Below are 23,148 nucleotides of genomic sequence, written 5' to 3'. Positions count from 1 at the left end.
CTTGTTAATCATCTTAGGTGCAAATCTCTTTAGGATGACTCTCAAAATATTTCTTAGATATCAATACATTAGAATTACTCTGCATCTAGATGTAGTCGATAATCAAACTTTTGTAGATGGGAAATAAAAGGGTTTTATCAATTTAAATGAAGTGATACAAGAACACGACATTTCCCGTATATGCAGTCTTGGTCTGCCCCATGATATCAAGATCTGCCTGAATTACAACTTTTGTAATGCCCCTAAGGTCTGAAATTGAAATTAACTTCGCGCGGAGCTGCACTTGATCGTTAACCAGAACCGGGCGGTTAAATTTGAACTTTTCTATTCCATAATTTACTTCCATTTTCACACCCCTTATGTCTGCAATCTGTTTCCATAGATAGGGGATGAGCGATAGAGTTAAATAGCCATGGGCAATTGTGGCACCAAATGCACTTTCCGAACGCGCCTTATCTGTATCTACGTGTATCCATTGAAAGTCGAGGGTTGCCTCTGCAAATTTGTTGATTTGTTCTTGCTCTATCTTATGCCAGTTTGACTCGCCGATCTGCTTGCCCAAGTACGCACTGTATTCTTCAAAACTGTCAATAATTACCATAGTATCTGCAATGTTATCTATTTTGAATATACACTATTTTAACAAACTTGCCCTACTAAACTGAATAATCTCCAATTTTTCGAAAAATAAATTAGCTAGTGTTCTTAAATATGGCTGGTGCTCGCTATGAAGGTTCTTGATTAGAGATACTCATAGGCTGGCCGGTAAGGCCTAAAACAACCAAGAAAGAGATTTATTTTAGGATCACTTTTTACCTAAAAGGAAATTAAGCAGATCTCAGTCATACGCTCAAATAACAGATCTGAACTAAAGTTTATTGATCTACAGACTTGTCTATTTTGTGTTTAGGTAATTTAGCTTTTTGGGAGTAGATATTAACAAGTTTTGCAAATTGGTCGATATCAAATGGCTTGGACAGATAATAGTCAAATCCCATGTTTATGTAGATTTTATCTATGTCGAAATTACAACTTGATAAAATCAAACCGGTTGAAGGTAAAACTGAGCGAACTAGTGATGCTATTTTGGTAGGCAATGAATGATCTTGAAAAAAATCTATGATTATTAGATCCGGCCTGAAATCTAAAATTTCCCGAGTAAGAGTTGGGTTAGTATAAGGAAATGGTCTAATCGTATAACCTTTTTCAATTAGGATTAGGCTCATAACCTCGAATACCGAAGTGTCCGGTTCGTGCAGCATAATCTTTTTCATTGCTTTAATCCAAAAAAGATGAATCCATCACCTCCCGATGGGAGTATTTTAAGGAAAAACCAATATAGCCAAAACGGTGGATAAATCAAAATGCTTTGATATGTGTCTTTTGACATGAGGGGAACCACTGAAAAACAGGTGATAGGCTCGTGGATAACTATTATTCACCAGTTAATTAACAAGCGGTCTGTTCCGAAAAAACAAAATCATTTTTACGGAATTGCTTTGAGATAGAATTCTAAGGCGGATACTCACAAACCAATTTAGTTGAAGTTTTCTGCAAATTTTATGCGCATAGGCTGGCTGTAAATGGTGAGCATTGGTTTTTATTAGAAGGTTTATTGCTGTGTCTTTTCTCTTAGGTTAACCCATTAGCTATAGCCATTTAAAGGCATAATTGTTGGTGAATGATTAAAATGTCAAGAGGGTTTAATTCAGGAATACCTCATCTATAAATACCCACCCTTTATCTCCTTTCCCCGGATGCCAGGCGGGCAGGCTTCGAAGTGGCTTTACGATCAGTTTGATTACCGCAAGCTTCTTCTGCTGAAAACTGCAGATGTAGTTTTCGATGTAAGGCATACTCTCCTTAGTTGCTTGCACTGGTTTAAGTTTTTTTAACAAGCCGAGTGAAGCGATATTGTTACCTCCCCAAATCTCAATTTCCAAGGGCGGCATAATAAAAGACCCGATATCAATTAGCGACCTGAATGATACAGAACCTACCACTACTGGTTGATTAAAAAACAGTAAGGCCTCAAGCGGGGTTTCCCTGTAGGCTGTCCAACTTGTGCCAGCAGAAAAGCTAAGGGGACCAAGTTCACCATCAAAAAGTGCATTGTTAGTTTTAATGGCAAACTTTTTATCCGGAAGGGTAAGTAGCTTTATGCTATCTGGACTAAGGTTACTTCTATAAAAATTTTCTTGAGTGATATTACTACTTATCCAGCCTTTGAGATAAGATTTCGCTTTAATAACTGTAGACTTTCCTATAATAATGGGGGTCTTGTAAATGGGCGACTTAGTACTATCTGGTTCAGTGCCATCAAGGGTATAACGGATAACCGAACTTCCAATTGAGCTTTTAATTTTTACTGAAAGCTCACTCTTGAAAGTTTTTTTCCCTCCATCTATTATTGGTGCATTCAATTGTGCCTTAACTGTATCACCATTAAAGCCCATATCGAACTTAATGCCAGGAAAACCACCCTTAAGCGACCCCATTTCCTTTTCACTAATTGGTGTATTCCATAGCTGGACAGTTTTGAGTTTTTTCAACTTTTTCAGCGCATTAAGCATACTTATGTTTACTCCCGTTCCTGAAAGAGAAAGCTCGCTTAAATTATGTAGGTCGCTTATATATTTGAGCCCGCTTCCTTCAACATTGGTAAAGGCCAAATTCAACCGCCTTAGGTTAACGAAATTTCCGATTACTTTCAGTTCCTCGTCCCTAAGTGGCATTTTGCTGAGCTGCAGCGATACGATGTTATTTTTAATCACGTCCAATTCAGCGAGCTGCTTTGAATTGTATTGTGCCACGCCATAAAAACTAACGGCTACGGCATTTGAACCTACATCAACTGGGACCACTGATCGATAATCGGTATTTAACTGCGCTACTTTGCTTTTATCTAAGGAAGGAAGATGTTGATCTTCATTGTTGTCATTACTGAAAAAACTTGCTGCAATTGTCCGTAATGAATCGCTGGGTGATAGTGCTATTACTTTTTGAGTGAAGCTTGCCCCACCCTTTATCCACAGGTAGAGTACTTTTATTTCCTGGTCTGTTAGTTGTAACTTTCCTTTGGGAGGCATGTGGTCTTTATGCTCCTCGGGTAGGTGTATGCGTTGCATCATTCTTCCGAAATCAGCTTCAGCAAGATCCCATAACTTGCCATTTTTGCCCCCCTTTAAAAGCGACTGTTCATTTTCCATAATCAATCCACCTTTAGCTTTGCTACTGTTATGGCAACTGATGCATTTCTGCTGGAGAATGGGTTTAACCAGATGTTGGTATATTACAGCATCTGCCAATGAAACACGCGGGGTGGCTTCACTTGCTTTAATGGGTAGTAACAGGAAATCGTTGCCATGTGTAAGGTTTGCGCCGTAATGACCTGCTGCTAATAAGAAAAGGCTTGCGCAAACACCTATTGATGTTACAGCGAGCTTGCTTTTGCGGATGGCATTTCTTGCCGCGTACCATAAAAAACTCAACAGTGCGCAGATCGCGCCCAACCATTTGTGTACAGCTACCTCATTTCCATCGTAGCCACTTTCTTTGGATAGAAAAAGTCCCATTAATGCTGCTATTACCGTAGTGAAACAGGCGGCAAGCAATACCCAGTTAGCCACCTCTTTTAGTAAAGCCTGTTTTGACGAAGTCGCCATTACTTCAAAGACAAAGGCTAGTAGTAAAAGTACAATGGGAAAATGGAGCACAAGTGGATGTGCCCTGCCAAGAACCTGCAAAAAAACAGGCACTTTAAGCTGGTCGCCAAAGAACAATAAAAAGACCAACAGGCAATTGAGCATGATGCACAAATTGAAAATTATTCCCTGCCACTTAAAGTATTTTGTCATTTAATATAATTTAACTTCGTCTATAAACATCCATGCTAATTTACCTGCGCCCTGGTGCCATGAGGGTAATTTGTTGTTGTACAATACCAGCTTAACTTTGTCAGTCTTGCAGTTATTAAGGTCCAATATAATTGCGCCGCATTGTACTTTTTCATTTTTTTCTAATGGTGTACTTACCGTAGTTAAAACCTGTGAAAAACCATTACTTTGTTTATCATAGGCATAAACTACCGCCTTAGAGGGCAGAAAAATCCATGCCTGCTGGTTTTGAAGTACATTAATAAGCACCTTGTGTAAACTTTGAACCTTACCCGTTTCAATGATGAAGCTTACCGAATCCTTATCATACCCCAACCAGGTAGGGTTATTGTGATTGGTTATACCTCCCTGATTGTCAGAGAGGATACTAGATTTACTACTTTTGTAAGGGCCGCTTGCCTCTGGAAAATGAACCAATGCTAGAATTCCACTTTTAATAAAAGTAGCTTCAACGATTTCGGAAGCAGTAAAATCTTTTGAATTTGCCCTCGCTTTAATGGTTGTTAATTCTTTGTTGATCAGAATGGGCTTGTTATACTTTTTGGCTTTACTTGTCTCACCATCAATACTATAAGTAATGTAGGTACCCAGCTGTTCAAAAACAATGGGAACTTTTAACCTTTCATCAAAAAAGATGGATTGATATTTAATCAAAGGTGGAGCCAATTGAAAATTGTCTTGAGCCCTTGCATTACTGCACAAAAAAAGCAAAACAAACAGGTATTTGTATTTCATAAACAGCATGCGATTTAGGCTATAGGCTCTAGCTTGTAGGGATAAACCTTGCCAGAGTTCCATTGGGCGATATAAAGATTTTCTTCATCGTCAATGCATACATCGTGTGGATAGTCAAATGCCTTGATTGTTTGATACATTTCTTGGAGCTTTCCTTCTTTATATTGGGGCGTGCTTCCAGCGAGATTGGATATCACTTTGTTATGCTGATCGAGTATGGTTACGAATCCGGATTTTTGAGATTGCCTGCTATTGGTCTGCAATACCGCTGCATATAAATGCTGGCCATGGATAACTGGGCGGCATACCCACGCGCCAGGCAGCTCTACAGTGTCGAGGTAAGTTCCATCCATCGCATATTTTTTAAAGGCATTTTGCTGTCGTGAGGTTACCATAAGTACCGGATGGTCATTCCTGGTATCTATGCAAATGCCATGAGCGTTGAGCAAATGTTTGTTTTGATCACCTCTTCCTCCAAAATGCCGGATGTAATTGCCTTTATAATCGTACTGAATAATAAAGTCTTTGCCGTAACCATCTGCCACAAAAATATCGCCATTGGGAGCAATTGCCGTTTCGGTTGGCACGTACTCCTCTGCTTTTAAGTACTGACCCGTTTCTTTGGGGTAGTTAAGCTCCATGAGTACCCTGCCATCAATTGTGGTTTTTATAACCTGATGTCTGTTGTTATCGCATATAAAGAGTACATCTGTTCCATTTTCATTAAACAAGGTTAACCCGTGTGCACCAGGATAGCTTGTTCCCCAGGATTGCAGAAACTTACCGTTCTTATCATAGAATATTACGTTGTTTTTGGTTTCGTTGGTGAGAAGCAAGATACGCCCTTTACTATCCTGGACCATTTCGTGGCAATCGTTAACAGGATTTTTGGATACGTCTGCTTGGCTCCACTTTGTATTTATCCTATAGCGTTTTTTACCATGGCCAAGTACAACCTCATTATAGGCCAACCATTCTGGAACGTATCTTGCACCTATAGCACCCAAAGCCATATTCCTGACAAATTCTTTTCTATTCATTTGCTCATTGTTCAAAATTTAAAATACTTGCAATACCGGACCATTCTCGCTTTAAGCAATCAGGTCATTGATAACTTTTCCTGCTACATCGGTAAGCCGGTAGCGCCGCCCCAAATGTTTATATACCAAACGTTCGTGGTCAAGTCCCATCAGGTTCAAGGCGGTTGCATGAAAATCATGTACATGTACAGGGTTTGACACAATGTTATAACCAAACTCATCTGTTTCACCATAAACACCAGGTTTCACGCCGCCTCCTGCCATCCACATGGTAAAGCAACGGGGATGGTGATCCCTACCATAATTGTCTTTGGAAAGTTTTCCCTGGCAATAATTAGTCCGGCCGAATTCGCCGCCCCATATTACCAAAGTTTCATCGAGCATTCCCCTTTGCTTAAGGTCTGTAATTAGTGCTGCTGAAGCCTGATCGGTATCCAGACACTGCCCGGCAAGTTCTTTTGGCAGATTGCCATGGGAATCCCAGCCCTGGTGATAAACCTGAACAAAGCGGACACCACTTTCAGAAAGTTTTCTTGCCAATAGACAGTTGGCAGCATAAGTGCCAGGAACCAAGCAGTCGCCTCCGTAGAGTTTGATAATCGACTCAGGCTCCTTGCTTAAGTCGGTTACCTCGGGAACTGCAGTCTGCATTCTGTAAGCCATTTCATACTGCTGTACTTTCGCTTTTATTTCTGGGTCGCCAACCTGCTCATAAGCGTCGTTATTTAGCGCTGAGAGGTGATCAAGCATTTTTCTTCGTTCGGTTTTATCCATTCCATCGGGATTATTAAGATATAGCACGGGGTCTTCGCCACTGCTAAACTGCACGCCCTGATGAATTGAATCCAAGAAACCATTGGTCCATAGTTTCGAGTAGACGCCCTGCCCATTTCCTTTGCCTTTAGAAAGCAATACACAAAAGGCGGGTAGATTTTTGTTTTCGCTACCCAGGCCATAGCTAAGCCAGGCCCCCATGCTGGGACGGTTGCCCACCTGTGCGCCGGTTTGGAAAAAAGTTAAAGCAGGGTCGTGGTTAATGGCTTCGGTGTAGAGGCTTTTTACGATACATAAATCATCGGCAATGCGGGCGGTATGGGGTAAAAGCTCGCTCATCCAGGCCCTGTGTTCACCGTATTGGTTAAATTTGAAGGCCGTACCTGCAAGCGGGAATTTGGCCTGTCCAGAGGTCATGCCTGTAAGTCGCTGCCCTTTTCTGACCGATTCAGGTAAATCTAACCCGTGCATCTGCTGCAGTTTGGGTTTGTAATCGAACAGGTCTAGTTGTGAGGGTGCACCATTTTGAAAAAGATAGATGATACGTTTGGCCTTTGGCGCAAAATGCGGCAAGCCTGCAACGATTGCGTCTTCAACGGATTGGGGGTTAAGCAAATCAGGAATCAACAAACTGCCTAGTGCAGCTCCACCAATACCCATTCCAAGGCCAGTTAGAAACCGGCGGCGGTTCATGCTAAGGCCATGTTCCAATATTTCTTTTTCCATTTTTATTTGGTTATCGATAAGAATCAACAAGAGGGCTTAACCCTTCACTATTGCTTCTTCCATGTTATAGATTATATTGATTGCCCTCATTAAGGCAGCTACTTCAGTTATGCTTGCAGAATCTTTGCGATGCGGGTACTCCCCTATATTTAATGTTTTTTCAGCCATATTCTTTTTTTGCCTGAACATCGCCAACTGGTCTTTATAATAAGCATTAAGTAACCCCATTTCCTTTTCGAATGGTCTTCGGCAAATGATACTCTCAAATGCCGTACGAATGGCCTGCTCTGGGTTTCCTTTATTTGTTAGCAAAGTTTCGGCAAATACCCTTGAGGCTTCAAGCGCTGTTGGGTCGTTCATCATAACCAATGCCTGGAGCGGAGTGTTGGTTTTTAAACGGTTGACCTGGCACTGGTCTCTGTTACTGGCATCAAAAATCATCATCGATGGGGGAGGGACAGTTAGCTTAATAAATGTATACAAGCCACGCCTGTAGATATCTTTTCCCTTATCCTGCCTATAGACAGCCAGCTGCCCCCTTCCTGAGGTCGCCATTTCCCAAAGTCCCTTAGGCTGATAAGGTTTTACGCTTGGGCCTCCAATTTCCTTGTTTAATAATCCGCTACTGCTTAGCAGCATGTCCCTGATAGCCTCAGCGGGCAGGCGCATACGCGAGGCCCTTGCATAATAAAGGTTTTCGGGATCTTTATCCAAAAGTTCTTTGGTTATTTTCGACGACTGGCGATAAGTGGCCGACATCACTATCTTTTTAACCAGTAGCTTGATATTCCATCCGTGCTCCATAAAATCTGCGGCCAACCAATCTAGTAATTCAGGATGGCTAGGCAAACTGCCCTGCATGCCTAAATCGCCCACGGATTTTACAATTCCCTTTCCGAAAATCTGTTCCCATAACTGATTCACAAATACACGGGCAGTTAACGGGTTTTGCTTACTAACTGTCCATTGGGCAAGGCCCAACCTGTTTTTTGGGAACTTTTTAGTATCAAAATTCATCACTGCCGGCAATGCCGATGCGCTTACCGCTTCGCCATATTGGTCATAAACACCGCGTTTAAGCAAATAGGTTGTACGTGGCGTATCAACTTCACCCATAACCGAGACTTTTACAGCCCCGGTATCCTTTTTGTTTACAAACCTGAGGATTTTTTTGACATCATCATCGCTTAAAGCAAGTATTGGTGTTTTGGCAGGACCCGATCCCACAAGTCCTTCAAGGCCTTTTTCCTTGCTTGTATTAAAAAAGGCAAACAGCTGATAGTAATCCTTTTGTGCAATAGGGTCGTATTTGTGATCGTGACACTGCGCACATTCTACTGTAAGGGCAAGTAAGCCCCGGGTATAGGTTTTTACTTTGTCAATACCGTACTCTACCCGGTATTCTTCAGGTATTACTCCTCCCTCTTCAGTTATTTTATGGTTCCGTAAAAATGCGGTAGCGAGTAATTGTTCCTTGCCTGCGTTGGGCAAAAGGTCACCAGCCAGCTGCCAGGTAATAAAGCGGTCATATGGGATGTTTGAATTAAATGCATGAATCACCCAATCGCGATAAGGCCATTGTGACCTGTAATCATCATCCTGATAGCCATAACTATCGGCATATCGCGAAACATCCAGCCAGTGAAGCGCCATTTTTTCTCCAAATTGTGGCATAGCCAACAATCGGTCTACCACCTTTTCATAGGCTTGATTGCTATTATCGTCGCTAAATGTTTTTTGGAGCGCTAGACTTGGAGGAAGCCCTGTTAAATCTAAAGATAATCTCTTTAATAACTGTTCTTTGCTGGCCTCTTCATTTGCTTTTAGGTTGTGCTGTTTTAATTTTTCCGAGACGAAATAGTCTATTTCGTTTTTGGCCCAACCTTCTTCTATTTGTGGCAGTGTTACTTTTTTTGGGAGTACAAAGGCCCAATGTTTCTCATATTTTGCGCCTTGTTTTATCCATTTGGTTAAAATTTCTATTTCATCTTTGTTCAAAACACCAAGATGTGATGCAGGTGTCGGCATTTGATAGGAAGGATCGGTTGAGTTGATCCTTTTAATCATTTCAGATTTCTCTGGCTTACCCGCAACAATGGCATATGCACCCTTTGTTTCTCTTAAAAGTGCTTTGGCACTGGCTTCTATATCCAGTCGCAGTCCGGCTTCCTGCTTGTTTTTATCAGGCCCGTGACAGGCAAAACATTTATCAGAGAGTATAGGCCGCACCTGGTAATTGTAGCTTATTTCATTGCCGCTAGCCGCCGAAAGTTGGTTTGTTCCCGTTAACCAGGCTATAATCACAGCAATGCCGATTACAACACATGCAATAATCTTTAATTTCATAAGCAGGGTTTATAAATGGTTATAAGAAACCTTAATTCAATGCTTACCTGAAATGTTTTAAACCATTCATATCAGTAATGCTTTGGATTGGTTTCGTAACAGGAAATTAAAAAAAATAGCCCTTTAAAACATGTTTTTCACTTATGTTGAAAAACCTGAAGGCATTAATCTAATTTCGCGAAAAAAAACAAAAAATCAATAACCAATTAATTTACAATTGATTCCGTTATATTGTAAATTGGCGGAACCAAGGCAATCAATTTGGTTTAAACAGTTTGGAATAGTGCTTTAAAACCAATTCAAAATCTTTAGTGTGTTGTTTCTCTTCTATCTGTCAATTAACAATGTCGATAAAAATAGAGGGGAACTCAGCATAAAACTAGTCTAATATTGACTATTTATGATGTTATTTTTGCTTATGAAAAATGGCTTAAATAAGCCGCTCAAAAATGTTCCCTTCTTCATATTAATTGTAAAGCCCTGAGTATGCTCTCAACTATGCTGAGGTGCAGATAAATTTGGTGACACTTGGCCAGTTCCTTTCTGAGCGCAAATCAGTAATCTCTTTAGTTTCCCAAGAGAGCTTAAGGGAGATGACAAGGAATTCGTTGCTTTATTGAGTTTTTTGAAAAATATTGCCAGCCAAGTTTGTACTATTTTACTCTTTTTGGCTGTGTATGCTTTTTTATCTACAGCCAAAATTAAGGATTTTAGGTGTGTTTTGGCTGCGGATAAGTCTAATTGAGCCCGCGCCAAGCCTCGCGCTTTGCCTCACTCCAGATTAGATTTGCTCTCTTGCGTTGATTTGACCGTCGGAATGTTTTGCAAGCCAGGCAGCTGATTTTATTTTCCAACAAGGGCAATAATCTAAAATTTATTTCCGTTATTTATACCGAGAGCGTTAATTTAGATGACGGGGATAGAACTTAGTTTTATCTCCGTTTCTTTTTTATAACGAGTGCTCGGCTGCAATTTTTCTTAGCATTCCCCTGAATATAAAATAATGAAAAGGCAGCATTGCGATCCAGTATAGCCTTCCTGATATTCCCAGCGGGCGGAAGGTGGCGATTTGATGCACACAGTTCTCCTTGTCGATGCAGAATTCCAGCCAGGCCTCGCCAGGAAGCTTCATCTCAGCATATAACAGGAGGCGTTTTTGGCTTCTATCGGATAGGATCACCCGCCAGAAGTCCAGTGCTTCTCCAGGCGAAGTTTCTTTTGCGTTTCTCCTCCCACGCCTTAATCCCACACCGCCGAAGAGGCGATCGAGAAATCCGCGAAAATCCCATAACCAATCCCCATAATACCAGCCGTTACTTCCTCCGATGGAAAAAATGCGGTCAAGTGCTATCTCGGTGTTGTTTGTTTGCATGGTTTGCTTGTCGGTGAGTACACCGAACTTTGGTACCTGGATATGTTCTGACATTCCATTTTGAAAGATGCGGTTTGAAGGAGAGTCTTTCCAGCTTGATAATACCAGATTCTGTTCGATCTTTTCAAAGGCCATCTCGATGGCCGCTTTATATGGGATTGGCTGAATGTTCAGGTCTTTCGATAGGTCGTTCTTTTCGGGAATAACATCAATTTTCATGCTGTCAACCAGGTTCCTTGCTAGGGAATAGGAAGTGGAGGTTACAAAATAGAGCCAATAGGAGGACAGTTTGGGCGAGAACACGGGGACAATAATAATCTTCCTTTTGAGTTTCCTGACTTCAGCAAATTGTTCGAGCATTTCCTTATAGGTCAATAGATCGGGGCCATAAATGTCAAAATGTTTACCAAGGGTCTTTTCTTTATCTAGAACACCTGTTAGCAGCTGGATAACATTACGGATGGCAATGGGTTGGCATCTTGTTTTCAGCCACTTGGGAGCGACCATTACTGGTAGTTTTTCCACTAAATCTCGGATGATTTCGAAGGAGGCGCTGCCTGAGCCAATGATGATGCCAGCCCTCAGTGCGGTCAATGGAGTTTTACCCTTGCCCAGGACTTCTTCCACAGCTTTTCTACTTTTCAAATGTGTGCTGAGCTGTTTTTCGTTAACAATGCCGGAAAGATAGATAAGCTGTTTTGCGCTGGTATTGTTTAGATACTTAATGAAATTTTCAGCGGAAGAGAGTTCAGCACTCGAAAAATCGCCTGCCGAGCTCATCGAGTGGACAAGGTAGTACGCTGCATCGATATCTTTTGGTAGCTTTTCAAGTGAAGTTAGATCGTATAAGTCTGCCTGGAAGGTCTTCACCTGATCCCTTTCATATTGGTGGATGTCGAGCCTAGCTGTGTCGCGTACGGCACAAAGCACTTCGTGCCCCATTTCGATGAGAACGGGCAAGAGTCTTTTTCCTATATATCCGGTGGCACCGGTAAGCAGTATTCTCATTACTCGTAAACAATAAATTGGCGGTTTTGTTGATTTTTTTAGTTACGGATGTACGTGTCGTTGTGCGATAAGTCCTAGCTTAACGTAAGCTTCACCGATAGCCTGTTCCAATATTTATCTGTTTGGATGCGGTAATCTATCTTATAAATCTGTTTTTGATAAGTCCCAATGATGGTAGAACTAATAAGGTTTCCCGCTTGATTTTCTTCGATTAGGCAGTGTTCGATTGAATGGTTGGATATTCCGCTCCAGATTACAGACGTTTTCATAGATGTTTTCATTTGAAGGATAAACTAGCGCGATCCTGATCTTGTTTGATTTTGTGTGCTTTAGCTTAAAAATTGGCAAAACTTTATCGTCAAATTCAGGTTCTATCAACACTATACCTTAACAGAACATACCATGACGAAAAATGAAACTGGCAGCGGTCCAAAATTTGCTGCCCAAACTTCAGTGCAGCAGTCGCCCGCACTTAAAGAGTTATTCAAAGATTCCATCTCAGATTTGTATTGGGCAGAAAACCATTTGGTGAAAGCCTTGCCTAAAATGATGTCCGCTGCAACTTCCGCTGGGTTAAAAAAGGCAATTGAATCACACTTGAAGGAAACCCAGGTACATGTGTCCAGACTTGAGCAGATCTTTGAGCTGCTGGGAGAGAAGGCGATAGCAAAAAAGTGTGATGCGATGGAAGGGCTAAGCAAAGAGGCGGAGGGGATTGTAGAAGAAACGCCCGCAGGAACGGCGACAAGGGATGTAGGCATCATCTTAGCCTGCCAGAAGGTGGAGCATTACGAGATAGCAAGTTATGGAGGGCTGCATCAATTAGCCTTTACGCTTGGTCTTGAGCAGGTTGCGGAAATTTTAGCGCAGACGCTAGAAGAGGAGAAAAAAGCAGATCAAAAACTTACCGAAGTGGCAGAAAAGGATATTAACTACAAAGCGTCCCAGGAGGCTTAAATTCAGAAAACATGGCAAAACAAAATCAAAAATCAAAACCTGTAGCTATAAAGCAGCAAAATGTTAAGAGCGATCTACTCGAGACTTTTGTGACAGATGCCACAGGCCAGCCCATGACCACAAACCATGGCCTGAGCATAAATGATGATCAAAATTCACTAAAGGCGGGAGATAGGGGCGCAACACTTCTGGAAGATTTTATCCTGCGGGAGAAAATCACCCATTTTGACCACGAGCGAATACCTGAACGGATTGTACATGCCCGTGGATCTGCCGCTCATGGTGTATTCAAAGTATATGAGGATTTATCAGCGATTACACGCGCTGCCTTCCTATGTGATCCAGGAGCAGAAACACCGGTTTTTGTCCGTTTTTCTACTGTTGCAGGATCCAGGGGGTCGACAGATCTGGCCCGTGATGTGCGCGGGTTTGCCGTGAAGTTCTATACCCAGGAGGGAAACTTTGACCTAGTTGGTAATAACATGCCCGTATTTTTTATCCAGGATGCCATTAAATTCCCCGACCTGATCCACGCGGTAAAGCCTGAGCCGGATAATGAGATGCCTCAGGCGGCCTCAGCACACGATACTTTTTGGGATTTTATTTCCCAGTTGCCGGAATCGGCGCATATGGTTATGTGGGCGATGAGTGATCGCGCTTTACCTCGCAGTTATCGTATGATGGAAGGTTTTGGGGTACATACCTTCCGTTTGGTAAACGCACGTGGGGAGTCTAACTTTGTTAAGTTCCATTGGAAGCCTTTGTTGGGCGTACATTCAGTGGCCTGGGACGAGGCACAAAATATATCCGGCAAAGATCCAGATTTCCATAGAAGGGACCTTTGGGATGCAATTGAAGCCGGTGCATTTCCCGAGTGGGAGCTAGGCTTACAGATCGTACCGGAAAAGGATGAATTCAAATTTGATTTCGATATCCTTGATCCTACCAAGCTGATCCCAGAGGAACTTGTACCGGTAGAGCGCATTGGTAAGATGACCCTAAACAGGAATCCGGATAACTTTTTTGCAGAGACCGAACAGGTGGCTTTTCACGTTGGGCATATTGTTCCGGGAATTGACTTTACCAATGATCCGCTTCTTCAGGGAAGATTATTTTCCTATACCGATACCCAATTAATCCGTTTGGGCGGCCCTAATTTCCATGAGATTCCGATCAATAGACCCGTTGTTGCAGTGCATAATAACCAGCGTGATGGTTATATGCGCCAAACGATCAACAGGGGGAAGACCAGTTACGGCCCTAACGGGATAGCAGGTAATGATCCCCAGCAGGTGAAAGCTGCTGAAGGCGGGTTTACGAGTTACAACGAGCGTATCGATGCCAAAAAGATCAGGGCGAGGAGCAGGAGTTTTTTTGATCATTTTTCCCAGGCACGCTTGTTCTTTAATTCCCAGAGCGACCCAGAGAAAAACCATATCATCGATGCCCTTAGTTTTGAGTTAGGTAAGGTGAAAACTCTGGCAGTGCGTGAGCGGATGCTTGCCATACTTTCCCAGATTGATAAAGGACTTGCAGGTGAGGTGGCTTTTGCCCTTGGCCTCCATATCCCTGAAATCCCATTGGAAGAGCTAAACAAAAGTATTCCAGCTGACGGAAAAAAATCAGATTACGCCTCTATGAATCCTGAAGGAAGCTTATCTAAATCACCGGCCCTTAGTATGGCAGGAACGATCAAGGATACAATTAAGACCCGTAAAATCGCTATATTGGCTGCCGACGGGGTTGATGGTGGATCGCTAAGCAAAGTAAAAGACGCGCTGGTTGCAGAAGGAGCTGTGGTACATATTATCGCTCCTAAACTCGGTGAGTTGATTTCAAAAGAGGATATGAAGATTACTCCTGATGAGAGTTTGCTAACAGCTGCTTCAGTTTTGTATGATGCAGTTTATCTTCCAGGTGGAACCAATTCTGTAGCCACACTGGAGGCTGAGGCCAATGCGATACATTTTTTGAATGAAGCATTTAAGCATTGTAAAGCTATTGCAGCAGATGAGCAGGCACTACAGGTGCTTGAAGCCACTTATTTTTATAAGAAACTGCCTGCCGAATATACTAAAGAAACGGCATTGAGGGAAGGGGTTGTTGTTTCAGGCGATATAGCAAAGTTGATTGACTTATTTAAGGAAATGATTGCGCTTCACAGGTTCTGGGATCGGGAGAACCCCAGAAAAATTCCAGCCTAGTTTAGAATATACTGATGGGGATGTTCGTTTCCCCATCAACTTAAACTAAAAATGTTATGAAAGTTGAAGAAAATATCGACAGCCTTATCCCAGATCAGTATCAGGGTAGTAGTATGGATGCTGAGCAAAGGCGCAGCAGCCAGAATGTTGAAGAAGCGATTAGGGTATATCGTCTTGGCTGCGAGCGGTTGCTGAATGTAAACAGATGGGGCAGCTTGGCTGGTGTATCAGCCTTTCAGCTTATTTCCCCTTCGGGTATTAGGATAGAAAGAGAAGCTAAGCAGGGGGATTATATCCGCATCGATCTTCCTGGTCCAGGGACGATGGCAGGTATGGGCTACGACTGGGTAAAAATTGAACAAATTAAAAGCTTTGAGAGAGAAGATGACCATGGGTTGGCGATGACTGTAAGGCCTTCAGCGCACCCAGTATCAGGCAGCACGGAAATTGCACATTTCTTAAAAGATATTGCCACCTCTACTTTTATAATCCGGCGCAGTGGAAATGAAGTTTTTGCTGAAGAACATGGCCGTAATGAGGTGGCCAATACAGATGCTCAAAGGCTGCTTGACAAGGGAAGGAACTTTGCCGTCGGCATTGCTGCAAAGCTGGGTTTGTCCTATCCACAGTGGAAAATTCTGGTCAAAGCTTTTTTAGCGGATTAGCGCACCGCTGGCCGCTGTAAGTATTTTTGCCCCGGGCTCATTCCCTTGCAGTGCTGCATAGTCCAAAGCAGTTTGGCCACGCAAGTCAGCCAATGTTAAATCTGCTCCATTCTCTATAAGTAAAGATAGTACTTCGTTTCTTCCGAACATGGCTGCAAACATAAGCGCGGTGCCACCATTTCCGTGTTTAATATCAACAGATGCACCATTGTCGATAAGAAGCCTGGCAATATCTACATAGCCCTTAAAAGCCACTCCCATAAGGGCGGTATTTCCGCCATAATCTGCCGCATCGATTTTAGCTCCCCCTTCAATGAGTAATTTGGCAGCCTCAAACTGATTGTTGTAGCAGGCAATAATCAAAGGCGTATAGCCTTTCTCATCGCGATGCTCCAGGTCAGCACCTCGGTTGATCAGTTCTTTTAATACTTCAATTTCTCCCTTGCGGGCAGCAGGTATAGTGATTGAATCGATGTTTTCCATACTTATAGAACCATGATCAGCATTGAAAGGTTTGGGTAAAACATTCTTTTACATTGCTGGCTTAGCCGTCAACTTTGAATGACCCGTTGAGCATTGTATAACATGTTATGGCTCTTGCATAAGATAAGAAATTGATCCTTACCTAGAAGACAGTTTTGCTGCACCTGAAAACTTTTTAAGAAAAATCAGTGTTCTTTTTGCAAGCCGTCTAATATTTATTGCCAATGGAGGATTTTAAAACATTTGATTTTCATAGAATATTTTTCGGAGATCTTCCATACGGCTTTCTGCTGGAGATCCTCTTCCGGACTACAGTCACGTATGCGTACAATACTTCTGCTCCGTTTTTTGGGAAAGCGTAGTATGGGGCAGCTATCTACATTAGAACTTGCAATCATTATTTGTTTCGGATCGACAGTGGGGGGCTATGATCGGCAAAGATGTTCCAATTATTCATGGAATGGTGTTAATTACGGCTGTGGCCTTACTGCAAACGGCAGCAGAATGTATCATCAACAGGAATAAACCTTTGGAAGCTTTTATGGAAGGACAGGCAGACTGCCTGGCGAGAGACGGTTTAATTATAAATAGTTCGCTGGAACGTAATAATCTCAGTCAAGAAGATCTCTTCTGATTTTTAAGGAGTAAGGATATCGAACAGTTAGGGCAGGTTAAGAACGCGTTTTTCGAAACCTCGCGATTGGTATCGGTCTGGTGTTACCCTAAACTGGAAATTACCCCTGGACTGGGACTGCATCGCGATGAGAAGCACCCTTGGTCCATTGTCTTTTCATTTGGAGGTGTTGTACCTCAAAAGATGTATTATAGCTGTAGGAATTGCGGTTGCACGCAATACCTGACTGAGAAAATAAATTTTAAGAATTGCCCCAAATGTGAGAAGTCAGAATGGAGTAAATCAGTGGAATCTTAATACGCAAGCATTGCTAAAAAGATGGTTAATTGCATTTTGTGTCAGGGGAAATGTTTGGTGACCTAATTTTTTAAGGTTTGGATAAGTAATCCAGAGTGTCTGCGTTAAAGTAAGCAGTTTTGGTAGTTAAGAGAAGCCCTAACCTGACAGTTTGCAAGGATTAGGGCTTAATGATAGATTTATTTTTGGGTTTTGCAGTCTTTAACTTGAGTGCTCTTTGCAATTAGCGGCTCTGCGGAGGACTGTGTAACCTCTGAGGCGATCAGTTCATTGCCGTTATTGATCAGAAAGTAATTGGCTTTTCCTTCAGTAACGGTAAATTTAATTGGGACTGGCTTTCTTTCATCGGGAAGACCACCTGCAGTAACATAAATGGTGTGATCTCCAGGCTTAAGATCATGTATAGAATAGTGCTTATTTTTCATCTTGCATACAAGTACATCATCAATAAATATTCTGAAGTTTACTGCTGAACCCATCTCACCGGTCCTCCTGATAACGTAAACCTGGTTAGGTTTGTCCTGCGCTAGGACTGGTAATGATAAAGCAAAAAGAAAAAAGGATTGGATTAAAATTTTTAGCGTTTTCATTTTTTATAAAAAGATTGGTTACAGTGTGAAGTTATAGGCCAGGCGTATACCCAGGAAGCGGATAACATAGGTGTCAGTGTCGGCCTCTGAGTTTTGATAACGCACACCCAACTCAAATCCATTGTAAACATAGCCAGCACCCAAGGCCCATCCAAAAGCAGTCTGGTTGCTGCTTACCTTTCCGGAGGAGCCTGAACCTTCAACGTGATTGAACGCTGTACCTGCCTGGCCTTCAAGTATTATTCTCCCCAAACGAGCATGATAACCTACATATAAAGGTATGGACGAGTAGTATGCATCACTGGTTGCGGGAATATTTTTTACCTCGAAACGGTTGTATCCCGCCTCTAGTGTCAGGTGTTGAGGTGTTTTTCCAAAACCGTATAGCCCCTTGAGTGCAGTTCCAAAGCCAATGTTGACAACATTAGCAAGTTTACCTGTCGGGATCGCTCCCTGTACCGAGAGTTGAAGACCATTGTTACCTTTTTGTGCTTTGAGTGAGAAAGTTATCGCGGAAAATAATAGTAAAAAGAAAGTTTTTTTATTAATCATGACCGAAGATATAAGATTTATTTTCTGTAAAGCGGACATCTTTTTATCAGATAATCAAGTGGCCCACTGTATGAACCGTCTGTATTGCTTAAGAAGGCCTTGTGGCTTTGATTGTATATACTTGCGTTGTTGTCCATGTAGATCTGTAAACTGACACTTACATCATAACGTTGCACCGAATTGCTATTAGTTGAGCTGTAACCCGATACACCTTTTACTTTCTCCGCGTCATCACGTTTAACATTGGTATTTCCGTAGTTGCTGGTTGAACTGGTCTGATAGCCTTTGTTTTGTGTCACTGTACCATCTATAATGTATTCTACACCAAGAATATCGCATAGACTTTTCATGGTGAATCCGATCATTTTATCTCGTGTTGCACCTGCTTGTATAAGGGCGGCGTTCGTAGTGCGTGGGTCGATTATTGTGTAGCCGGCAGAATGTTGTGATAAAAGAGCGAAGGCGTCCTGTTGTGCTTTTAGTCCTATTGCATCGGCACCGGGTTGGTTGTCCATTAAAAATGTAAAAGGTAAAATGGCGATTTTATTATGGTGATCTGTAGGACTTGCCATCATGGTTATTTGATCTTTTTGACGTGTTTCAGCTGGTTGGGGAATAGAGGCAAAAGATTCTACACGTCCACTGGAGTGGACAATTTGCACGATATCCGATTTCTTAATCACATATTCTGCAGTCTCTCCAGAATAAATAAACGATACATCCGAGTCGGTAATTTTAATGATTTTTCCTTTCAATTCTTCTCCAGTGGTCTTTTTAATGACGTCTGTTTTGCCACTTTGGGCAAATGTGCTCAGCGCAAAAAGGATGGTTGCGCAAAAAAGGTATATTTTTTTCATAATCAGTGGGTGTTTATTTCAAAAATAATAAATTCTTGGATTTCTGTACAGGGCGTAGCCCGAAAACGATTCAAATTTCGTGATATAATGGAAAAGGTGGGTATTTACTTTAAAACTTATGGCTCTGTTGCTAACCTTTGTGATGTTTTACGTCCAAATTATGTGTTTTGTAATCTTTGTTAGATCTGCTGTTTGATCATAGTTCACTAATTTGCTTAATATGGTGTAGTTCTTTGAGGCTAAGCGAGTGCGTTCATTTTCTTGAATGCTATCAGGCCAAGTGCCAAGCCTAAGGTTAGTAAAGCTGGGGGATAATAATCCAAAGGACAATCAACTAACGAAGTTATTGTAACATTAGCTCCAGTTTGTGCCCCGTCAACACTGCATCCGCCACTGTAGGGAGAACTATAATCTATGGTGGCTTCACAACTCCCGGTGCCCTGATTATAGTTAATCGCTAAAGAGTAGTGACGGGTTCCACTTGGTGATTCTGTGTATTGGTAGTCCGTGAAAATTCGTTCGGCACCATTATAAAAAATTAAACAGCCATATGGAAAATCGTCTGCTGCTTTGAGTTTTTCAGATATAATCAGAGGAAGCAAAGTCAGTAAGACTTTTGTTAAAATAGATTTGACTTTCATAGGAGAACTTGAATAGATAAACTGGCTTATGATTGGTGTTAAATGGTAATTTCATATTTGAACATGTTATTTATAAAAAATGTTTGGAATTTTTTTCAAAAACTCTAATTGCTTACTGGGCGGTCATTTAAAGTTTCTGCCATCGGGAATAACTGATTTTGCTGCAGCAATTTTTCCTGAAATACCTTCTCTGCCGGAATAATGGACAGCCCCTTTACCGTATTTAGAGAAAGGTTTTTCCGGAATATTGCCGTTTTCTTCTCTATCCATAGTACGTAGCATGCCGGTGAGGTCAAAGCAGCGTTTAACGATGATGTGGATGACTTCTCCCTCGATCTGTAGCTTACCCTCAACCATAAGGAGCCGCGACTGGATAATTTCCTTACGGAATTTTTCAAACAGGTTTTCAAAAACGACTAAATTGGTAAAGCCTGTTTCATCTTCAATAGTAATAAAACAAACCCCTTTAGCTGTGCCCGGCCGCTGGCGGACTAATACCAGACCTGCAACTTTTATGGTTTGCCCATCTTTTAACCCTGAAATGTCTTTAGTAGGGATTACCCGGAGCAAAGTGAGCTGTTCGCGCACAAAGCTTACCGGATGTGCTTTTAGTGAAAGGGAAGTAGAGGCATAATCCTGGATCACATGTTCGCCTTTACTCATCAAGGGAAGAGCGGCCTGGATTTCCAGAGTACTTTCTGAAGGCTGGTTTTCAAATAGGGCAATAGGGCGGTCTGCCATGGCCGATACCTCCCATAGTGCTTGCCGTCTATCCAGGCCCATTGAACCGAAAGCATCTGCATCGGCAAGTCTTTCCAGAGTGGATAGGTTGACTCCGGCATCCATCAGTTCATGGGGATGTTTATAGCCTTGGTTTCTTTTGGCTGTCAAGGCTTCAATATCTTCTTCACGAATGCCTTTGATTTGCCGAAAGCCGAGGCGAAGGGCATGGTATTTTCCGGATTTTTCCTCCAAAAGGTTATCCCATGCTGAATAATTGATGTCTATGGGGCGAACTTCCACGCCATGTTTTTTGGCGTCTATCACAATCTGGGCAGGTTGATAAAATCCCATAGGCATACTGTTGAGCAGCGCTGTTGCAAATATATCGGGATAGTAACATTTCAGCCAGCAGGAAACATAAACCAGCAGAGCAAAGCTGGCGGCATGGCTTTCTGGGAAGCCGTAACTGCCAAAACCTTCCAATTGCTTGAACACACGTTTGGCAAAATCTTCGCTGTAGCCTTTACCCGTCATGCCATTGATAAGCTTTTCTTCAAACTTGGTGACCATGCCCTTGGCTTTAAAGGTGGCCATGCTCCGCCTAAGTTCATCGGCTTCTGCAGGGGTAAAGCCTGCAGCTACAATTGCAATTTTCATGGCTTGTTCCTGAAACAGGGGTACTCCAAGCGTGCGGTGCAGGATTTCTTTGAGCTCTTCTGAGGGATACTCCACTTTTTCTTCCCCGTTCCGCCGTCTCAAATAAGGGTGCACCATATCCCCTTGAATTGGACCAGGGCGTACAATGGCCACTTCGATCACCAGGTCATAAAACTTTTTTGGCCTTAGGCGGGGAAGCATGGACATCTGGGCACGGCTTTCAATCTGGAATACACCCAGCGTATCAGCATGGCTGATCATTTCATATACCTTTGGGTCTTCCTTTTCATTGATTTTAGCCATCGTGAGATCCAAATTATAGTGCGTTTTGGCCAGGTCGAATCCTTTGCGGATGCAGGTAAGCATACCCAAGGCAAGCACATCAATTTTTAAAAAGCCAAGCGTATCGATATCATCTTTGTTCCATTCGATATTGGTACGGTCTTCCATGCGGGCATTGAGTATAGGGCAGAGGTCTGTCAGTTTTCCCCGGGTAATGACAAATCCCCCGGTATGTTGACCAAGCTGCCTTGGAAAGCCCATCATTTGCGCGGTCAGGCTGAGTACTTTTCTAAGCAGTGGGTCATTGGGATTCAGTCCTTGTTCTGTTAGTCTTCCTCCTTCGAACCATTCATCGGTAAATTCCCAGATCGAACTGGAAAGGCGGTTAATGGTATCTACCGATAGCCCCATCACTTTTCCCACATCGCGGATAGCACCTTTTTGCCTTTGCTGGGTAACTGTGGCCACGATAGCTGCGCGGTCACGGCCATATTTATTGTAGATGTACTGGATTACTTCTTCCCTTCGTTCATGTTCGAAGTCTACATCAATATCAGGCGGCTCATTGCGGGCAGAGGAAATAAATCGCTCAAAAAGCAGATCGAACTTAGTGGGATCCACAGAGGTGATCCCCAGGCAATAGCATATGGTGGAGTTGGCGGCAGAGCCACGTCCCTGACATAAAATGTGCTGGCTCCTTGCAAAGCGGACAATATCATAAACGGTGAGGAAATAGGAGGCATAGTTCATTTCCTGAACAAATTTCATTTCATGGGAAATGTTATCGGTTACTTTTTTTGGCAGCTGCGCCCCGAAGATTTCATGCGCTCCTTTCATCGTGAGGTATTCAAGCTCCTGTTGCGGTGTCCTGCCTTCAGAGGTAATTTCTTCTGGGTAGATATATTTCAGGCTATCCAGGCTGAAAGTGCAGGCATCGGAGATTTTTACGGCATTTTTTAATGCATCCGGAAATTGACGGAAGAGCCTTTTCATTTCCGCTTGGGGTTTTAAATGCCGCTCGGCATTTTGAAAAAGCAGATAACCTGCGTTCTGGATGGTACATTTCTCCCTTATACAGCTTAGCACATCCTGCAGCTCACGTCTTTGCGGGGTGTGGTAATAGACATCGTTAGTTGCAACCAGTGGGATGCCAGTTTTTTTGGATAGCTCAGATAAGCGGAACATCCTTTTCTGGTCTTCCCCCTGATAGCTCCTGTTTATGGCCAGATAAAGCTGCTGCTGAAGGCGCTGTTTATAGCTTTGAAGATCAGCGTAAAAGTCAGCCTTAAAATCAAAGTCCTTGGATAGGCAATCAGGGGCAATGACAATAAAAATAATACCTTGGGCGTACTCAAATACATCTTTTTTATAGAGCTCGCATTTTCCTTTTTCAGTGCGCAGGTTGCCAAGGCTTAAAAGGGCGGATAATCTGCCATAAGCATCGGTGGTGGTGGGGTAAGCCAGTAAGCTTGTGCCATCCACAAAATCTAATCTGCAGGCGGGGATAAGCTTGATCTGGTGCTTTCTAGCCTCAGCATGCGCGCGCACGATCCCTGCCAGGGTATTGTGATCGGTAATGGCAATTTTTTCATAACCCATTCGCGCTGCCTGGTTTACAAGCTCTTCTGGATGAGAGGCCCCACGTAGAAAGCTGAAATTACTGGTGACCTGAAGCTCTATATAGTCCATTTTTTTATTGTTTTTAGCTG

General features: G+C 42.5%; 18 protein-coding genes. 4 read left to right on the top strand and 14 right to left on the bottom strand.

The window, feature by feature from the left end:
- Positions 1-142: 142 nt before the first annotated feature.
- From HWV58_RS01805 to HWV58_RS24595, 8 genes are all read right to left on the bottom strand, one after another.
- Positions 143-601, bottom strand: a complete 459-nt coding sequence (locus tag HWV58_RS01805; RefSeq protein WP_175632419.1) for a MaoC family dehydratase — start codon at positions 599-601, stop codon at positions 143-145.
- Between the two features lie 1,102 nt (positions 602-1,703).
- Positions 1,704-3,857, bottom strand: coding sequence for a DUF2231 domain-containing protein (locus HWV58_RS01800; RefSeq protein ID WP_175632418.1), 2,154 nt, complete (start codon positions 3,855-3,857; stop codon positions 1,704-1,706).
- On the bottom strand, positions 3,858-4,631 hold the full coding sequence (locus tag HWV58_RS01795) for an FN3 associated domain-containing protein (protein WP_175632417.1): 774 nt from the start codon (positions 4,629-4,631) through the stop codon (positions 3,858-3,860).
- Positions 4,632-4,645: 14 nt separating this feature from the next.
- Positions 4,646-5,671 (bottom strand): NHL repeat-containing protein, encoded by a 1,026-nt coding sequence (locus tag HWV58_RS01790; protein WP_175632416.1) that lies wholly within the window; start codon positions 5,669-5,671, stop codon positions 4,646-4,648.
- 51 nt (positions 5,672-5,722) lie between these two features.
- Positions 5,723-7,171 carry a DUF1501 domain-containing protein gene (locus tag HWV58_RS01785; protein WP_175632415.1) on the bottom strand — a complete coding sequence of 483 codons (1,449 nt, stop codon included), beginning with the start codon at positions 7,169-7,171 and terminating at the stop codon, positions 5,723-5,725.
- A gap of 36 nt (positions 7,172-7,207) precedes the next feature.
- Complete coding sequence (locus HWV58_RS01780) at positions 7,208-9,517, bottom strand: PSD1 and planctomycete cytochrome C domain-containing protein (protein WP_175632414.1); 2,310 nt, start codon at positions 9,515-9,517, stop codon at positions 7,208-7,210.
- 949 nt (positions 9,518-10,466) lie between these two features.
- The gene (locus tag HWV58_RS01775; RefSeq protein WP_175632413.1) at positions 10,467-11,897 is read right to left on the bottom strand and encodes an SDR family oxidoreductase; all 1,431 of its coding nucleotides are present in this window, start codon (positions 11,895-11,897) and stop codon (positions 10,467-10,469) included.
- Between the two features lie 74 nt (positions 11,898-11,971).
- Complete coding sequence (locus tag HWV58_RS24595) at positions 11,972-12,166, bottom strand: putative glycolipid-binding domain-containing protein (protein WP_175632412.1); 195 nt, start codon at positions 12,164-12,166, stop codon at positions 11,972-11,974.
- 133 nt (positions 12,167-12,299) lie between these two features.
- Here HWV58_RS24595 and HWV58_RS01765 point away from each other — a divergent pair, with 133 nt between their 5' ends.
- Genes HWV58_RS01765 through HWV58_RS01755 form a run of 3 tightly spaced genes read left to right on the top strand, consistent with a single transcriptional unit; the run spans position 12,300 to position 15,723 of the window.
- Positions 12,300-12,854 carry a YciE/YciF ferroxidase family protein gene (locus HWV58_RS01765; RefSeq protein ID WP_175632411.1) on the top strand — a complete coding sequence of 185 codons (555 nt, stop codon included), beginning with the start codon at positions 12,300-12,302 and terminating at the stop codon, positions 12,852-12,854.
- 11 nt (positions 12,855-12,865) lie between these two features.
- Positions 12,866-15,058 (top strand): catalase, encoded by a 2,193-nt coding sequence (locus HWV58_RS01760; protein WP_175632410.1) that lies wholly within the window; start codon positions 12,866-12,868, stop codon positions 15,056-15,058.
- 56 nt (positions 15,059-15,114) lie between these two features.
- Positions 15,115-15,723 carry a hypothetical protein gene (locus tag HWV58_RS01755; protein WP_175632409.1) on the top strand — a complete coding sequence of 203 codons (609 nt, stop codon included), beginning with the start codon at positions 15,115-15,117 and terminating at the stop codon, positions 15,721-15,723.
- Here the strand turns inward: HWV58_RS01755 and HWV58_RS01750 are convergent.
- Complete coding sequence (locus HWV58_RS01750; protein WP_175632408.1) at positions 15,712-16,206, bottom strand: ankyrin repeat domain-containing protein; 495 nt, start codon at positions 16,204-16,206, stop codon at positions 15,712-15,714. The two genes, HWV58_RS01755 and HWV58_RS01750, sit on opposite strands and share 12 nt — an antisense overlap.
- Positions 16,207-16,594: 388 nt before the next feature.
- Here HWV58_RS01750 and HWV58_RS01745 point away from each other — a divergent pair, with 388 nt between their 5' ends.
- A complete protein-coding gene (locus tag HWV58_RS01745) occupies positions 16,595-16,840 on the top strand; it encodes a DUF421 domain-containing protein (RefSeq protein ID WP_175632407.1) in 246 nt (81 codons plus the stop codon).
- Positions 16,841-17,316: 476 nt separating this feature from the next.
- On the opposite strand, the gene HWV58_RS01740 is transcribed toward HWV58_RS01745, so the two are convergent.
- The 5 genes from HWV58_RS01740 to HWV58_RS01720 all read right to left on the bottom strand — a co-directional run bounded on the left by HWV58_RS01740 (position 17,317) and on the right by HWV58_RS01720 (position 23,128).
- Positions 17,317-17,727: a hypothetical protein gene (locus HWV58_RS01740; protein WP_175632406.1), complete on the bottom strand. Its 411-nt coding sequence runs from the start codon at positions 17,725-17,727 to the stop codon at positions 17,317-17,319.
- A gap of 18 nt (positions 17,728-17,745) precedes the next feature.
- Entirely contained in the window at positions 17,746-18,279 is a 534-nt protein-coding gene (locus tag HWV58_RS01735) for an outer membrane beta-barrel protein (RefSeq protein ID WP_175632405.1), read from the bottom strand.
- 17 nt (positions 18,280-18,296) lie between these two features.
- Positions 18,297-19,136, bottom strand: a complete 840-nt coding sequence (locus HWV58_RS01730) for a hypothetical protein (RefSeq protein WP_175632404.1) — start codon at positions 19,134-19,136, stop codon at positions 18,297-18,299.
- Between the two features lie 239 nt (positions 19,137-19,375).
- Positions 19,376-19,777 carry a hypothetical protein gene (locus tag HWV58_RS01725; RefSeq protein ID WP_175632403.1) on the bottom strand — a complete coding sequence of 134 codons (402 nt, stop codon included), beginning with the start codon at positions 19,775-19,777 and terminating at the stop codon, positions 19,376-19,378.
- A gap of 123 nt (positions 19,778-19,900) precedes the next feature.
- The gene (locus tag HWV58_RS01720; protein ID WP_175632402.1) at positions 19,901-23,128 is read right to left on the bottom strand and encodes an error-prone DNA polymerase; all 3,228 of its coding nucleotides are present in this window, start codon (positions 23,126-23,128) and stop codon (positions 19,901-19,903) included.
- Positions 23,129-23,148: the final 20 nt, after the last annotated feature.

Origin of the sequence: Pedobacter ghigonis, from assembly GCF_903166585.1 — a bacterium.
Taxonomy (GTDB): domain Bacteria; phylum Bacteroidota; class Bacteroidia; order Sphingobacteriales; family Sphingobacteriaceae; genus Pedobacter; species Pedobacter ghigonis.
The sequence above is the reverse complement of the archived record's forward strand: the minus strand, read 5'-3'. Positions and strand labels throughout refer to the sequence as shown.

Bases quoted from the DNA above. Each gene is read 5' to 3' on its own strand.
- HWV58_RS01765 (WP_175632411.1), top strand. From the start codon at position 12,300: ATGACGAAAAATGAAACTGGCAGCGGTCCAAAATTTGCTGCCCAAACT.
- HWV58_RS01805 (WP_175632419.1), bottom strand. From the start codon at position 601: ATGGTAATTATTGACAGTTTTGAAGAATACAGTGCGTACTTGGGCAAG.
- HWV58_RS01730 (WP_175632404.1), bottom strand. From the start codon at position 19,136: ATGAAAAAAATATACCTTTTTTGCGCAACCATCCTTTTTGCGCTGAGC.
- HWV58_RS01760 (WP_175632410.1), top strand. From the start codon at position 12,866: ATGGCAAAACAAAATCAAAAATCAAAACCTGTAGCTATAAAGCAGCAA.
- HWV58_RS01735 (WP_175632405.1), bottom strand. From the start codon at position 18,279: ATGATTAATAAAAAAACTTTCTTTTTACTATTATTTTCCGCGATAACT.
- HWV58_RS01785 (WP_175632415.1), bottom strand. From the start codon at position 7,171: ATGGAAAAAGAAATATTGGAACATGGCCTTAGCATGAACCGCCGCCGG.
- HWV58_RS01795 (WP_175632417.1), bottom strand. From the start codon at position 4,631: ATGAAATACAAATACCTGTTTGTTTTGCTTTTTTTGTGCAGTAATGCA.
- HWV58_RS01800 (WP_175632418.1), bottom strand. From the start codon at position 3,857: ATGACAAAATACTTTAAGTGGCAGGGAATAATTTTCAATTTGTGCATC.
- HWV58_RS01790 (WP_175632416.1), bottom strand. From the start codon at position 5,671: ATGAATAGAAAAGAATTTGTCAGGAATATGGCTTTGGGTGCTATAGGT.
- HWV58_RS01740 (WP_175632406.1), bottom strand. From the start codon at position 17,727: ATGAAAACGCTAAAAATTTTAATCCAATCCTTTTTTCTTTTTGCTTTA.
- HWV58_RS01750 (WP_175632408.1), bottom strand. From the start codon at position 16,206: ATGGAAAACATCGATTCAATCACTATACCTGCTGCCCGCAAGGGAGAA.
- HWV58_RS01780 (WP_175632414.1), bottom strand. From the start codon at position 9,517: ATGAAATTAAAGATTATTGCATGTGTTGTAATCGGCATTGCTGTGATT.
- HWV58_RS01755 (WP_175632409.1), top strand. From the start codon at position 15,115: ATGAAAGTTGAAGAAAATATCGACAGCCTTATCCCAGATCAGTATCAG.
- HWV58_RS01720 (WP_175632402.1), bottom strand. From the start codon at position 23,128: ATGGACTATATAGAGCTTCAGGTCACCAGTAATTTCAGCTTTCTACGT.
- HWV58_RS01725 (WP_175632403.1), bottom strand. From the start codon at position 19,777: ATGAAAGTCAAATCTATTTTAACAAAAGTCTTACTGACTTTGCTTCCT.
- HWV58_RS24595 (WP_175632412.1), bottom strand. From the start codon at position 12,166: ATGAAAACGTCTGTAATCTGGAGCGGAATATCCAACCATTCAATCGAA.
- HWV58_RS01775 (WP_175632413.1), bottom strand. From the start codon at position 11,897: ATGAGAATACTGCTTACCGGTGCCACCGGATATATAGGAAAAAGACTC.